General features: G+C 64.7%; 14 protein-coding genes and 1 tRNA gene. 7 read left to right on the plus strand and 8 right to left on the minus strand.

Annotated elements, in window-relative coordinates; genetic code table 11:
• Positions 1-81 precede the first annotated feature (81 nt).
• The 3 genes from Q8M13_RS08580 to Q8M13_RS08590 form a co-directional block, all read right to left on the minus strand.
• Positions 82-1,305, minus strand: a complete 1,224-nt coding sequence (locus tag Q8M13_RS08580; RefSeq protein WP_305299378.1) for a PQQ-dependent sugar dehydrogenase — start codon at positions 1,303-1,305, stop codon at positions 82-84.
• An 83-nt stretch (positions 1,306-1,388) separates the two neighbouring features.
• Positions 1,389-3,071 carry an asparagine synthase (glutamine-hydrolyzing) gene (asnB, locus tag Q8M13_RS08585; RefSeq protein ID WP_305299380.1) on the minus strand — a complete coding sequence of 561 codons (1,683 nt, stop codon included), beginning with the start codon at positions 3,069-3,071 and terminating at the stop codon, positions 1,389-1,391.
• Entirely contained in the window at positions 3,071-4,099 is a 1,029-nt protein-coding gene (locus tag Q8M13_RS08590; RefSeq protein ID WP_305299382.1) for a glycosyltransferase, read from the minus strand. The genes asnB and Q8M13_RS08590 overlap by 1 nt, the downstream gene beginning before the upstream one ends.
• 96 nt (positions 4,100-4,195) lie before the next feature.
• Here Q8M13_RS08590 and Q8M13_RS08595 point away from each other — a divergent pair.
• From Q8M13_RS08595 to Q8M13_RS08615, 5 genes are all read left to right on the plus strand, one after another.
• Positions 4,196-4,272, plus strand: a tRNA-Met gene (locus Q8M13_RS08595).
• Between the two features lie 611 nt (positions 4,273-4,883).
• Positions 4,884-5,078: a hypothetical protein gene (locus tag Q8M13_RS08600; protein WP_305299384.1), complete on the plus strand. Its 195-nt coding sequence runs from the start codon at positions 4,884-4,886 to the stop codon at positions 5,076-5,078.
• A gap of 172 nt (positions 5,079-5,250) precedes the next feature.
• A complete protein-coding gene (locus tag Q8M13_RS08605) occupies positions 5,251-5,433 on the plus strand; it encodes a hypothetical protein (protein ID WP_305299385.1) in 183 nt (60 codons plus the stop codon).
• Between the two features lie 108 nt (positions 5,434-5,541).
• Complete coding sequence (locus tag Q8M13_RS08610) at positions 5,542-6,144, plus strand: hemerythrin domain-containing protein (protein ID WP_305299387.1); 603 nt, start codon at positions 5,542-5,544, stop codon at positions 6,142-6,144.
• 409 nt (positions 6,145-6,553) lie between these two features.
• A complete protein-coding gene (locus Q8M13_RS08615; RefSeq protein ID WP_305299390.1) occupies positions 6,554-7,090 on the plus strand; it encodes a DUF4892 domain-containing protein in 537 nt (178 codons plus the stop codon).
• Between the two features lie 22 nt (positions 7,091-7,112).
• Here Q8M13_RS08615 and Q8M13_RS08620 read toward each other — a convergent pair whose 3' ends face one another.
• Positions 7,113-7,430: an SH3 domain-containing protein gene (locus Q8M13_RS08620; RefSeq protein WP_305299392.1), complete on the minus strand. Its 318-nt coding sequence runs from the start codon at positions 7,428-7,430 to the stop codon at positions 7,113-7,115.
• 126 nt (positions 7,431-7,556) lie between these two features.
• Between Q8M13_RS08620 and Q8M13_RS08625 the strand changes: the two genes are divergently transcribed.
• A complete protein-coding gene (locus Q8M13_RS08625; RefSeq protein ID WP_305299393.1) occupies positions 7,557-8,177 on the plus strand; it encodes an acyloxyacyl hydrolase in 621 nt (206 codons plus the stop codon).
• Between the two features lie 26 nt (positions 8,178-8,203).
• Here Q8M13_RS08625 and Q8M13_RS08630 read toward each other — a convergent pair whose 3' ends face one another.
• Both Q8M13_RS08630 and Q8M13_RS08635 read right to left on the minus strand, forming a co-directional pair.
• Positions 8,204-8,404 carry a hypothetical protein gene (locus Q8M13_RS08630; protein ID WP_305299394.1) on the minus strand — a complete coding sequence of 67 codons (201 nt, stop codon included), beginning with the start codon at positions 8,402-8,404 and terminating at the stop codon, positions 8,204-8,206.
• A gap of 58 nt (positions 8,405-8,462) precedes the next feature.
• Positions 8,463-8,864 (minus strand): hypothetical protein, encoded by a 402-nt coding sequence (locus Q8M13_RS08635; RefSeq protein WP_305299395.1) that lies wholly within the window; start codon positions 8,862-8,864, stop codon positions 8,463-8,465.
• 292 nt (positions 8,865-9,156) lie between these two features.
• Between Q8M13_RS08635 and Q8M13_RS08640 the strand changes: the two genes are divergently transcribed.
• Positions 9,157-9,372 carry a hypothetical protein gene (locus Q8M13_RS08640; RefSeq protein WP_305299396.1) on the plus strand — a complete coding sequence of 72 codons (216 nt, stop codon included), beginning with the start codon at positions 9,157-9,159 and terminating at the stop codon, positions 9,370-9,372.
• A 5-nt stretch (positions 9,373-9,377) separates the two neighbouring features.
• Here Q8M13_RS08640 and Q8M13_RS08645 read toward each other — a convergent pair whose 3' ends face one another.
• Together Q8M13_RS08645 and Q8M13_RS08650 are read right to left on the minus strand one after the other, a co-directional pair.
• Positions 9,378-11,021: a M10 family metallopeptidase C-terminal domain-containing protein gene (locus Q8M13_RS08645; protein WP_305299397.1), complete on the minus strand. Its 1,644-nt coding sequence runs from the start codon at positions 11,019-11,021 to the stop codon at positions 9,378-9,380.
• 107 nt (positions 11,022-11,128) lie between these two features.
• The gene (locus tag Q8M13_RS08650; protein WP_305299399.1) at positions 11,129-11,749 is read right to left on the minus strand and encodes a class I SAM-dependent methyltransferase; all 621 of its coding nucleotides are present in this window, start codon (positions 11,747-11,749) and stop codon (positions 11,129-11,131) included.
• Positions 11,750-11,785: the final 36 nt, after the last annotated feature.

The raw sequence follows: 11,785 nt of genomic DNA on the forward strand, positions 1-11,785 counted from the left end.
CAAGCAGCCTAGCTAGTTCGGCAACTCAGCTTGGGTCCCCCGGATCGCCTTTCAGGCGACCGGAGGATGACGAAGGGCCGGCTACCCCTTCGGAGCGATCTTCAGCACTCGGCCCTTTTCGTTGTCGGTCGCCACATAGAGCGCGCCGTCAGGGCCGACGATGACGTCGCGGATACGTTCGTTCTGATCGACCAGCAGGCGCTCCTCGCCGACCACCTTGCTGTTCTTCATCACCAGGCGGGCCAAGTGCTTCTGGGCCAGCGAGCCTACGAACACGCTGTCCTTCCAGGCCGGGAACAGGCCCGCGTCATAGAAGGCCATGCCGGATGGCCCGATCACCGGATCCCAATAGTAGACCGGCTGCTCCAGCCCGTCCTTGGCGGTCAGGCCCTCGCCGATCGTCTTGCCGGAATACTCGACGCCATAAGTGATGGTCGGCCAGCCGTAGTTCTTGCCCTTTTCGGGCTGGTTCAGTTCGTCGCCGCCGCGCGCGCCGTGCTCGACTTCCCAGAGCTTGCCGGTCTTCGGATCGATGGCGGCAGACTGAATGTTGCGGTGACCGTAGGACCAGATCTCGGGCTTCACGCCGGGCTTGCCGACGAAGGGGTTGTCCTTGGGAATCGAGCCGTCGGCGTTGATGCGAACGACCTTGCCCAGTGTGCCGTCCAGCTGCTGGGCCTGGACCCGGCCGGGCAAGATCGAGCGCTCACCGGTGGTGACGAACAGGGTTCCGTCCTTGGCGAAAACCAGTCGGCCGCCAAAGTGCAGGGTGGAGGCGAGCGACGGCGTCTGGTGGAAGATGACCTGGACGTTCTCGACCTTGCCATCCACCAGCTTGCCGCGCGCAACGGCTGTGTTGTTGGCGCCTTCGGCCTGCGGCTCGGAATAGCTCCAATAGATCAGGCCGTTTTGGGCGAATTTCGGATCGACGGCGAGGCCGAGCAGGCCGCCCTGGTTGCGGCCATCGACAGGCGGCAGGCCGGCGACCGGCGCGGACAGTTTGCCATCCGTCCCAAGGATGCGGAGCTGGCCGCTCGACTTCTCGGTGATCAGCAGACGGCCGTCCGGCAGGAATGCGAGGCCCCATGGCTTGTTCAAACCCTCAGCGACGGTCTGAACCTCATACGCGACGTTGGAGTTCACGGCCGGCGCCCGCGTTTGGCCCGCGAAGGCCGGTTTTTGATCCGGGGCGTTGGCCGGCTTGGTTTCCAGCGGCGCGCCGCCTTGGGCCGCGGCTTGGCCGTCGCCGCCGCTGCAGGCTGCGACCAGGGTCGCCAGGGCGGTGGTGAGCAAAAGGCGGCGCATCGGTGTCTCCAGTGGTGAAGCTTCAATGGCAGGTAGGGTGGACAGGTCTCGATAACCAGCCCGAACGGCGAGGGTTGCGCTGGTTAGCCGGCGACGGCGGCGAGCGCCTCGTTGGGAGACGCGCCTTCCAGGTGGATCAGCGACCACACCGCGAAGAACAACAGCGGCCAGCGCGCCGCGCCCGGCGTCGCGAAAACCGCCGCCGGAGAGTCTGAGCCAAGCACCTGCCGGACGGCGGCAACCTGACCGATGCGTCGGCCGATCTCGCCCGCGCGCGGCTCAATCCAGGCGTCTACCGGCACGGTGAAGCCTTGCTTGCGCGCCCAGGGCTTGGCCGCTGGGCAGGCCTGCTCCAGCCACTTGCGCAGCAGCCATTTCCCATAGCGCCCGCGCACCTTGAAACGGTCGGGCAGGGGGAAGGCGAAGTCGGCGACCTGAGCGTCCAGGAACGGGGTGCGCCCCTCCAGTCCATGCGCCATCAGGCAACGATCAAGCTTGGTCAGCAGATCGTTGGGCAGCCAGGTGGCGATGTCGGACCACTGGGCCTGTTGCAGGCGGGTCAGGCCTTGCGGGGGCGCGGCCTGCCGGCGCCAACGGTCGATGATCGCGGCGTCGGCACGCGGTTCGGCGGCCCGGCCGCCGAGCCAGGCAGGACGCAGGGCGCGGCGGTAGCGGCCATAGCCGCCGAACAGTTCGTCGCCGCCTTCGCCGGTCAGCACCACGGTCAGGGTCCCCTTCGCGGCCTCCGCCAATTTGTAGGTCGGCAGGCTCGCATAGTCGGCGGTCGGGTCGTCCATGGCCCAAGCGATCTGAGGCAGGACCCGCCAGAAGTCCTCCTCGCCGAAGGTCGCCTCGCGCCAGTCGAGGTTCAACGCCTTGGCGACCCGCTCGGCCTGGGCGCGCTCGTCGCGCGCGCCGGGAGCGTCGAACCCGCAGGTGAAGGCGGTGACCGGCCGTTCGTTCAACCGCGACATCAGGGTTGCGATGGTGGCGGAGTCGATGCCGCCCGAGAGAAACAGGCCATAAGGAACGTCAGAGCGCTGATGGACCGCGACGCTGTTCTCCAGCACCTTGTCCAGCTGCGACAGCAGGGCGGCTTCATCGCCGCCACGCGCGGTCCTTGCCGGAACAGCAGGGCGAACGTCCTTAGGGACCAGCTTGCCGCCTGCCACCTCGACGATCTCGCCCGGTTCCAGCCGTCGCAGGCCCTTGAAGATCGTCTCGTCGGTCAGAGTGTAGTTGAACGCCAGCAATTCGCGGGCGCGGTCCTCCGAAAACTCCGGTGCGATCAGGCCGGCGGCCAGGAAGGCGCGCGGCTCCGAGGCGAAGGCCACGGCCCCTTCATACTCCAACACATAGAGCGGCTTGATCCCGAAGGGATCGCGAACCAGCCAGGTTCGCCCATCGGCGCCAATCAGACAGAATGCGTACATGCCGCGCAGGCGCTTGAAGGCGGCAGGTCCCTCTTGGGCGTAGATGTGCAGCAGCGGTTCGAAATCGGAGCCGGTCGCGAGTTGGTCGGCGAGACCGAATTCCTGCGCCAGTTCGACATAGTTGTAGATCTCGCCGTTGCCGATGACGGTGCACCCTGCGGCGTGCAGCGGTTGCCAACCGCCCTCCAGGTCGATGATCGACAGCCGGGCATGGGCGAGTGAACGACCCGGCGCCTCCTCGACGAAGACGCCGTTGGGGCCACGGTGGGTGAGGGCCTCGATCATGGGCCGGGCTGAGCCGCCCGGTCCGATGACGCCAGCGATGCCGCACATTACTCGGCTCCGAAATCGGCGAACAGCTCACGCCATTGGGCGACCACGGCGGCGGCCGAGAACTCGGCCTCGACGCGTTCGGCGGCGTTCTGAACCATGCGGATGCACAGCATTGGGTCGCCGATCAGGCGATTGACGGCCTCTGCGAGGGCCTCGGCGTCGTCGATAGGAACCAGCAATCCGTCCTGACCATCGCGAATCAGCGCCGACGGACCTTGGCTGGCGGCGGCGATAACCGGCAGTCCATGGGCCCAGGATTGGATGACGACATTGCCCAATGGCTCGTATCGCGATGGGAAAACGCAAATGTCGGCGGCGCGATAGAGCGCCGAGGGGTCTGTTCGCCAGCCCAGGAATCGCACGCGCTCACTCACGCCCAGGGCCTCGGCCATGGCCCGAAGCTTGGTTTCCTGACCGCCGACGCCCGCGATCCACAGGTGCGCCTCAGGGATTTTGGCCAGGGCCGCCAGAGATACGTCGTGGGCTTTCGACTCATGCAGCCGGCCCATGGCCAGCAGCAAAGGCACGTCCTCGGGGGTGTTCAGCAACGCTCGGTCGGCTGGCGCGACGTCGGGCGGAGCGTCGGCGAAATTGGGAATGTGGCGTACCTTGCCGGCCGGCCAACCCTGGCTCACCACCCAGTCGGCGATATCCTCGGTGTTGGCGACCAGATGGTCGAACCCCTTGTAGTATTTGAGATTGTAGTAGCCGCCGAGCCGTCCGATGCGCGCCCATGGGCCGCTGGGCGCGTGGCGCGCGGCCCGGTTCATCCAGGCCAGGGCCAGCTTCACGTCATGCTTCTGCGCGAAGTTCTTCAGCTTGGGCTTGGTGAGAATGTCGATGGGGCCGCCGAATCGGAAGACCCCCGACGGCACGTCGATGCGGGCCAGGGCGGCCTCGCGATTGGCGTTGGCGCGGATCGCGGCGACCTGCCCGACCCCGTCGTCGGCGAGGGCCGCGACCAGATCCAGGAAGTAGGTTTCCGCGCCGCCTTCGCCGGCTGTTCCGAGGAGATGGAGGACGCTCATGCCGGTCAGAACCTAGCCGGGCTTTGCGCCGCACCCAAGCCGCTTGAAGATCAGAAAAAGCCCCCCTATAAACCGCGCCTCGCCGAAAGGTCCGGCGGCTGGGTAGCTCAGATGGTTAGAGCGGTGGATTCATAACCCACAGGTCGGCGGTTCGATCCCGCCCCCAGCTACCACTTCGGAAAAGGCGGTCGATGTCCGCTTTCCGCATTTAAGGCAAAGTGTGCTCGCGACTTGTTGCGGCCGTCTAGGTCGTCAAATCCAGCAGCCTGCGAGAGACATCATCGTCACAGGCGCGGAGAAGAGCGTGAGCGGCGTGACGGCCAGAGCAGCGCCAACCGCAAACCGTCGCCGTTCCCTTCCAAGAAACACGATGGCGGGCGCTAGACCGATGGCAAGCGCTGCTATCAGCAGCGGGACGTTGTTGATAGGACGCTCGACGCAGCTGCCCGCAGGCAGGGCGAAGAGCGCTTGTAGTGATAGAAGCACCAGCAGTGGCAAGCTCAGTGCAGCTACTATTGTGGCGTACGGGCGCCAATCGGATGGGGGCCAGCGGAAGCCCCAGAGCGCTACAATCAAGCCTAGCGGCGTGAGAACCGGTGCGAGCAGCAGAAGAGCGATCATCGCCGCTGCCCGTCGGAAGAGCTTGGCTTTGGCAACTGACGCCGCCCAATCAAGTCTGAACGCGGATTACTCATGGTCACTTCGTACGCCAACGACAGTTCCATTTTCTAGCTATTGCGCACGTTCCAACTGCCGGTAAGTTACGCTTGAAGTAGGATGTGCGATGAGCCGCGACGCGAAGAACTCGATCCTGTTGTGGATTGGAACGCTAGCTTTCTTTGGTGTGTTCTGGGCGGCTATTTACTTTGACATCCCTCGCCCCATTCCAGACGGCTGGCTTGGGCCGCTGTTCTTGATTTTGGTAGGCGTGAATGTGGTGAGGTTCGCCTGGGACTTCTTCTACAAACGACCACGCTGAGCGGTGGGACAAGCCAGCGATGCGCGCCGAGCGGCGGTGCTCTCCCTTGCGGGGTGCTTGATCGCAGTCTCGCGAACTAGGCGATCACAGACCGTAACGTCGGGGTTCCGCCCGATGGACAGAATCGGCGCTCCGCCTAACTAGAGCCCCAATGGGGATGGACCTGGGGCGAATGATCGAACGCTACGATATCCGACAGGACGATCACGGCTGGACCGTGCTCGATGTCCTCACGAGCCGCCCCCTGATCATCATGCATGTGCCCCAAGTCGGCCTGGACGTCCGCGATGCTCTCGAGTTGGTGGACACTCTGGATTGGCCGGCGATCCGCGAGCGCCGCAGCTTCCAGGACTAGGCGCCGTTCACCAGGCCCATCCAGCCATGCAGATCTCAGGAACTTTTGGCCTCCACCGACGTAGCCGTAGGGCCCAGCTTTCAGGGTGAAGTCGCAAAGGATGCGAGCATGCCCCAGTCGAACGCACGCGGTTCGGAAGCCCAAGCCAAAGCGGCGGCGATCGCCAAGGCCAAGGCGATCGCCCCCGACCTGACGGCGCGCATCGGCAGTACGCCGAAGACCAAGTTCCGTGGCGACCCTGACGTGTTTGGCCGTCTGGTTGAGGATCATGACCGCCATCGCGCGCTGCTCGCGATGATCGAAGAGACGCAGGGCGCGTCGGCCGACCGCCGCAAGCTCTTTGATGAGCTCGTTCACGAACTCAAGGCTCATGCCGCTGCCGAAGAGCAGGCCCTTTGGTCGAGTGTCCTACGCGACCCCGCGACCACGGACTTCGCCCGGCACGCCATTGCTGAGCACAAAGAGATCGACGACATGCTCGCCGACCTTGCCGCGCGTGACATGTCCTCGTCAGGCTGGCTGCGAAGGTTTGCTGGGCTCAAGGAGGAGTACCTGCATCACATCCGCGAAGAAGAGCAGGAACAGTTCGTGGCGGCGGAAGCCAGGCTAAGCGAACGCGACCTGCTCCACATGCGCAACGTGTTTGAAGAGCGAAAGAAGGCTGAGAAGGCGTCTGTTCAGATCGAGCGGAAGATCAAACTGAAGGCCTGACGTTCGGACGGGTTTACCATCCCAAGAACCGAGGCGTGACGCCACGCGTTCGTAGGACATGCCCAAGTCCTTCACATCCCGCACCCGCCCCATGTTCAGCGGATGGCATCTTCTGACTATGCGTGGGCATCCGATAGCTGGCCGTCGCTATCGCGGCCTGCTCTGGTGGAAGTCAGTTCGGAAGATTGAGGAGGTAAGGATACGGCGCCTGTTCGAGGTGACGGTCTAGCGCTTGGCTATGCGTCGTTATCGGAACCTGAGTGGCGTGTTTCCGCTTCCCAATTCTGTTCCGGAGCTCCGGTTGATGACGATGAGCGTTCAGGAACTCCGACTGGTCTTTCGACCTAAAACGTGATGCGTGACTGAGCGACGGCGTGCTATCGGCCCTGCCTCTCATCCTGGAGGCGTCATGCGGGCATTTTACTTCGCTTCGGTACTTGTTGCGCTGGCCGCGCCGGCCTCTGCGCAGGACACAGATGGCCGGGATCATGCCCTGCTGCCGCGCTATGCGGACGCCGCCATCGTCGGCTATCGGGCCTCATCGCTGGAAGAGATCGTCGTGCCGACCGGTCCGATCGCGAATGAGAGCGGCGCGGCCAACCGTCAGGTGATCGAAGGGCAGGTCACCCACATCGACTATCGCGTGAAGCCGGCGACCGCCCCATTACAGATCGAGCGCTACTATGAAGGCGTCTTGCGCGATGCTGGCTTTGCGCCGGTCTATTCCTGCCTGGGGCCGGCTTGCGGCCGCGACATGGGCAGCTTGATCCTCAACTCCGGCAAGGTCGCGCCGACCGGCCTCGCCGATGGCCTGTTCAACGACAAGGTTCGCGTTCTCGTGTCGCGGCGGGGCGACACCTGGGTCCTGCTGCATGTCGCCGAAGGCCCTGATCGCTCCCAGGTCTATCAAGCCGTCGTCGAAGGCGGGGCGCCTGCCGCCGACTAGGCCGCAGCGCTCGCCTGGCGCTCTAACGCACGGGCGTCGTGGCTGCTACGGAGCTCGATCTGGCCGGCGGGCTCGACGATGCGAATGGGCATCGCGGCGAGAGATCGCGGCGCTCGACCCAGCATGTCTGTTCGCCCCTTTCGATATTGGCCCACTCATCCACCTTTTCGACGACCGTCACCATCATGCCCCGCTTCAGGTGTTCGACGACCGCAGACGATTGATAGCCTTCCTCGCGGCAGGTGACGGCTGACGGCACGACATAGGCGTATTCGACGGCGGTTGCGACGGCGGGGGCCAATGCGCCGGCCGTGAGGCCGAGGATTGCGATAAGCCTCACGATAACTTCCCCCAGATTACGCACGCCTTCGAGCACGCGGCGCGACCTTCAAATTCTATGAGGCCAAGCGGCAAAGCCAGGTCTAACGTACTCAGGGTTGCGTGATTCAAACATACAGGGGGACGTGTGCCCGACATTTTTGCTTCAGCCAGCGGCCCAAAGGTGGGCGTGGTCCCGAAGGTCGCGCTGGCCCGCCATCTTTCCATCGCCGCCGCGCTCGGGGCGGCCAGCCTTTTCGCCACCTCCAGCCACGCCCAAGAGTTTCGGGTGGGCGCCGGCTATGCGCCGCACGGGCCTGAAAAGGGCTCGTCGGTCGTGGTGGACTACCTGTTCAAACGATCGCAAGCCTTGGACTTCATCGGGGCTCCGAGGCCTTATGTCGGAACGCAGCTCAGCTTGGAGGGATACACCAACTATGCCCAAGCAGGACTGATCTGGCGTTTTGAGCAGAAGCGAACCTATGTCGACCTCGGGGCCGGAATCTCGGTTCACGATGGCGCGCTGACGCTACCCCGCCCGACTCCGGGTTTGCCCGACGAAGAAAACCAGCGCCGCCGCGAGGTGCGGAACAATTACATCGAGTTCGACAAGCGCTGGGTTTTCCACGCCACCTTTGCTGTGGGCCTGCGGCTGGATGAACATTGGGCGCTGGAGATTGAAGGCCAGCATTGGAGCAATGGCCAACTCGGCAACGATACACACGACGGCTCCGATAGCGTCGGCCTACGCGCCGCCTACCGCTTCTGATCCGGCCGGCGTCCTGCACGCCGCCGTTAGGCGCGAGGCGATCCCTCGCGCAACGTGCCTTCACGCTTGAGCAAGGCCAGGCCATTTTCGTCGGTGGCGTGCCACAGGGACGGCAGGAAGCGCCGGAGCCCTTGCCGCCAGCGCTTTCGATAGCGCCAGCGGTCTCCGTCGGGGGCGACGTCGATTTCGTACGGAGCCTGCTCGGTGGCCCTGCTCTGACTGTCCATGATTGATCCTTCCCCGACGCGTTCGAGTGGCTAGGCGCAGGATCGGCGCCAGGTGGGGTCAGCGGTCGTCGCGAAGATAAACGACGTTGGCCTTGTTGCTGCTGATGAGGTGTCCGATCAGGAACCCGGCGAGCGCGGCCGCGGTCAGGGCCGCGTAGGGACGCTCATGAACCAGGACGTCAGCTTCCTTGGCGCGGATGCGGGCCTCCTTCTTCAGCCGATCGTACTGAACCTCAGCCGTCGCCCGCGCCTTGCCGACCTTGTCCTCGACCAGAACCCGGGTGTCTCGCGCCAGAGTGGTCGCGGCTTCAGCAATGGCCCCGGACGCTGCGACCGCCGCTTTCTTAGCGTCCTTGGCGCTGCGCTTGGCCTGGGTCTTCAGGTCGCTCGCGGCGTCGTCGATCTGATCGGCGGCAGCGCGGATCGTGTCGTCATTGGTGGAGCCGTAGACGTTCGTCATGTCGAGAAGCCTCGTTAAAATGGGGCGCATGGCGGCGCGCCGTCTGGAATGCTGACCCCTTGAAACGAAGGCGGGGCAGGGCAGTTCCATAGGCTGGACCTGAAACGATCAATGGTTGTCGAAAGACGCTTTGGCGCCCTCCGCGAGCGGGACTGGCGCGAATGATGGGCGTTTTGCGGCTTTCGTCGCCGCAGACATCAATCCGTCATTGCGCTGCAGCAGAATAACGCTACCCCACTTTTGCAAGTGCTCAGTACGCAAGCCCGGTACGGGTCAGAATGAGGCAGTTCCTATGATCATGACTTCGATGCGCGTTTTCCCCAGCCTGTTCGTCGGCCGCCGCGAAGTGATCCAGGCTGTCGAGACGCCGCACGTCTTCCAAGCCGATGAAGCCGGTTCGGTGTTTGTCTGCGGCGCTTGCGAAGAGGTTGTTCTGACCAGCCATGAGCGGGCCGATATTCGCGACGTCGTCGTGAAATGCCGCTGCGGCGAATACAACCAGCTCTAGGCTTTCTAAATCGAGACGATCCAGCCGTCGGTCAGCGAGGTCGCATTGACGCCGACGAGCACCATCTGGGCGCCGCCGCCGATGTTGATCACCACGTCGGCGCCGACCTGGGCGAAGCTGTAGGTCGCCCCTTCACTGACAAGGACCCGGTCGCCCTCCGCGCGATTGAAGTCCATGACCCGGTCGAGGTCGGCGGCTCCCCAGCTATGGAAGCTGTCGGCCCCGCTCCCGCCCCAGATGGTGTCATCGCCGCGATCCCCTGACAGCCAGTCGTCGCCAGCTTCGCCATACATGATGTCGTTGTCCTGACCGCCACGCAGTACATCGGCGCCCTCGCCGGCATAGAGGGTGTCATTGCCCATGTTGCCGTAGACAAGGTCCAAGCCCAGCTCGCCATGGAGCAGGTCGTTGTCCTTGCCTCCGACCACCCAGTCGTCACCCTGGCCGCCATAGAGGGTGTCGGCGCCCATATTGCCGTGCATGTCGTCGAACGCCGCGCCGCCGACCAGATAGTCGTCGCCTTCCTCGCCGCGCAGGAAATCTCGGCCATCTCCGCCGGTAATGGTGTCGCCTCCGGCGCCGCCATAGATCACGTCATCGCCGGCCGCGCCGTTCAGGGCATTGGCCGCGGCATTGCCGGTGATTGCATCGGCCCCCGAACCGCCGACGGCGTTCTCGATCGTCGCTCCCGCCGCGACAGCGACGTTGCCGGTCAACCCGCCGACGTTGGAGAAGTGGCCGGCGCGCAGGTCGATGGTCTGGCTGTTGGAAAAGCCGGAAAAATCGAAGGTGTCGTTTCCGCCCGCGTCCCACGCGGCGAAGATCAACTTGGCCGTCGTGCCCGAGGCTTCGAACCACGGTCGGCCCGCATTGGAATTGAAGCCGTAGACCGTGTCGCCGGTCCGGGTGCTCATATTGGCGCCGTATTCGAGCTGGACGGCGGCGATGTCATCGAGGAGCGGCGCGGCGGAGTAGCGGCCGCCGAAGGACGCGCCGGTGTTGCTCTCGCTGAAGTAGCTCATCACGGTGAACTGCCGAGAGTCCTCGTAATAGGCCGCATTGCCCGCGTAGGTGGGGGAGTCCTCAGACTGGTATTCGGCGGGATGGGCGATGCCGATCGCGTGGCCAAGTTCATGGACCAGGACCATGGCGCCGTAGTTGCCGGTGGTCGGGGTGGCGTTCGATCCAGAGGTGATGTTGACCCATACGTCGCCGGCGGCCGAAGCCGACATTGTCGAGCCTGGATAGTAGGCGAAGGCGGTCGCGGTGTCGGAGCCGGAGGAATAGTTGGCCAGCAAGATGGTGGCCTGGTCGGTGTAGGCGTTTTCCCCGGCCGCGCCGAAGCCGATCCGCGTAAAGGTGATGTTGGCGGCGTCGCTCCACCCCGCTAGCGCCAGTTCGGCCTGGGCGATCTGGGTGGAGTTGAAGCGTGAGAAGCCCGTCGTGTCGTCGGGCATGGCGGAGGGCGCGTTCGAGCGGAACCCGTAAGTGACGCTTGCCGGCGCGCCGAGCGCCGACCAACCGGGCGCGCTGCGGATGAGCTGGTCGGCCGCCTCTGCGATGGTGAAGCTGTCCTTGCCGGCGACAAGCGGTCCGCGCTGGTCGGCGTTCAGGAAGTTCTGGCGGTCGGTAGCGTTGGACTCAAACATAGGCACGTTCCGAGGGAGACCTAGGGCGGCGTGTTCGACAGCTGATCCACGTCCTACACCCAACGGCGTTGACGTCCACTCGTATGGATTTGGCGTTGCGAAACGATTTACGCGCGCGCTTCGCCCCACTCGCTCCAGCCGGCGATGCGCGGCGTTCCCGGCACGTACATCGTCTGGACCCGTTCGACGTGGAAACCGGAGTCCCGAATGGCCGCCGAGATCGGCCGGGTAAGGCAGCATCCGCCAGCCAACCGCTTCCAGATCGGCTCTACGCGCCGTTGCCACTTCGCCACGCCTGCGTCCGGCGCGAGACCGTGCTCGCAGAAGAGGAACCGTCCCCCAGGCTTCAGCACCCGCCGTGCTTCGGCCAGCGCCTTAGCGGGGTTGTGGACCGAGCAAAGCGTGAAGGTGCAGACCACGGTGTCGAAGGCGGCGTTGTCGAACGGCAGCGCCTCGGCCGTTCCGTTGGCGACGGACACCTTGAGCCTGGGATCCCGGGGCGCGGCCTCGGCCAGGGCGCGCAGTTCTGGGGCCGGATCAACCCCGGTGACGCTCTCGACCGCGCCTGGATTGTAGAAACCCAGGTTGAGCCCCATGCCGATCCCGAGCTCCAGCACCCGCCCGGTGGCCAGCGGCACGATCTTGGCGCGCTGCTTCATCATTGGCGGGGAAGAGCAGGCGCGGGTCAGCAGCGCGGGTAGGATGCGACGTTCGTAAAATGAGGCCATTGGGAACGATGGCCCGGCCCCAGCGTGCTGCCTAGG

This window comes from Phenylobacterium sp. (assembly GCF_030681155.1).
Lineage (GTDB): Bacteria > Pseudomonadota > Alphaproteobacteria > Caulobacterales > Caulobacteraceae > Phenylobacterium.

Coding starts and splice junctions, on each gene's coding strand:
- Q8M13_RS08615 (WP_305299390.1), top strand. CDS start 6,554: ATGCGGGCATTTTACTTCGCTTCGGTACTTGTTGCGCTGGCCGCGCCG.
- Q8M13_RS08610 (WP_305299387.1), top strand. CDS start 5,542: ATGCCCCAGTCGAACGCACGCGGTTCGGAAGCCCAAGCCAAAGCGGCG.
- asnB (WP_305299380.1), bottom strand. CDS start 3,071: ATGTGCGGCATCGCTGGCGTCATCGGACCGGGCGGCTCAGCCCGGCCC.
- Q8M13_RS08635 (WP_305299395.1), bottom strand. CDS start 8,864: ATGACGAACGTCTACGGCTCCACCAATGACGACACGATCCGCGCTGCC.
- Q8M13_RS08590 (WP_305299382.1), bottom strand. CDS start 4,099: ATGAGCGTCCTCCATCTCCTCGGAACAGCCGGCGAAGGCGGCGCGGAA.
- Q8M13_RS08600 (WP_305299384.1), top strand. CDS start 4,884: ATGAGCCGCGACGCGAAGAACTCGATCCTGTTGTGGATTGGAACGCTA.
- Q8M13_RS08645 (WP_305299397.1), bottom strand. CDS start 11,021: ATGTTTGAGTCCAACGCTACCGACCGCCAGAACTTCCTGAACGCCGAC.
- Q8M13_RS08640 (WP_305299396.1), top strand. CDS start 9,157: ATGATCATGACTTCGATGCGCGTTTTCCCCAGCCTGTTCGTCGGCCGC.
- Q8M13_RS08650 (WP_305299399.1), bottom strand. CDS start 11,749: ATGGCCTCATTTTACGAACGTCGCATCCTACCCGCGCTGCTGACCCGC.
- Q8M13_RS08580 (WP_305299378.1), bottom strand. CDS start 1,305: ATGCGCCGCCTTTTGCTCACCACCGCCCTGGCGACCCTGGTCGCAGCC.
- Q8M13_RS08605 (WP_305299385.1), top strand. CDS start 5,251: ATGATCGAACGCTACGATATCCGACAGGACGATCACGGCTGGACCGTG.
- Q8M13_RS08630 (WP_305299394.1), bottom strand. CDS start 8,404: ATGGACAGTCAGAGCAGGGCCACCGAGCAGGCTCCGTACGAAATCGAC.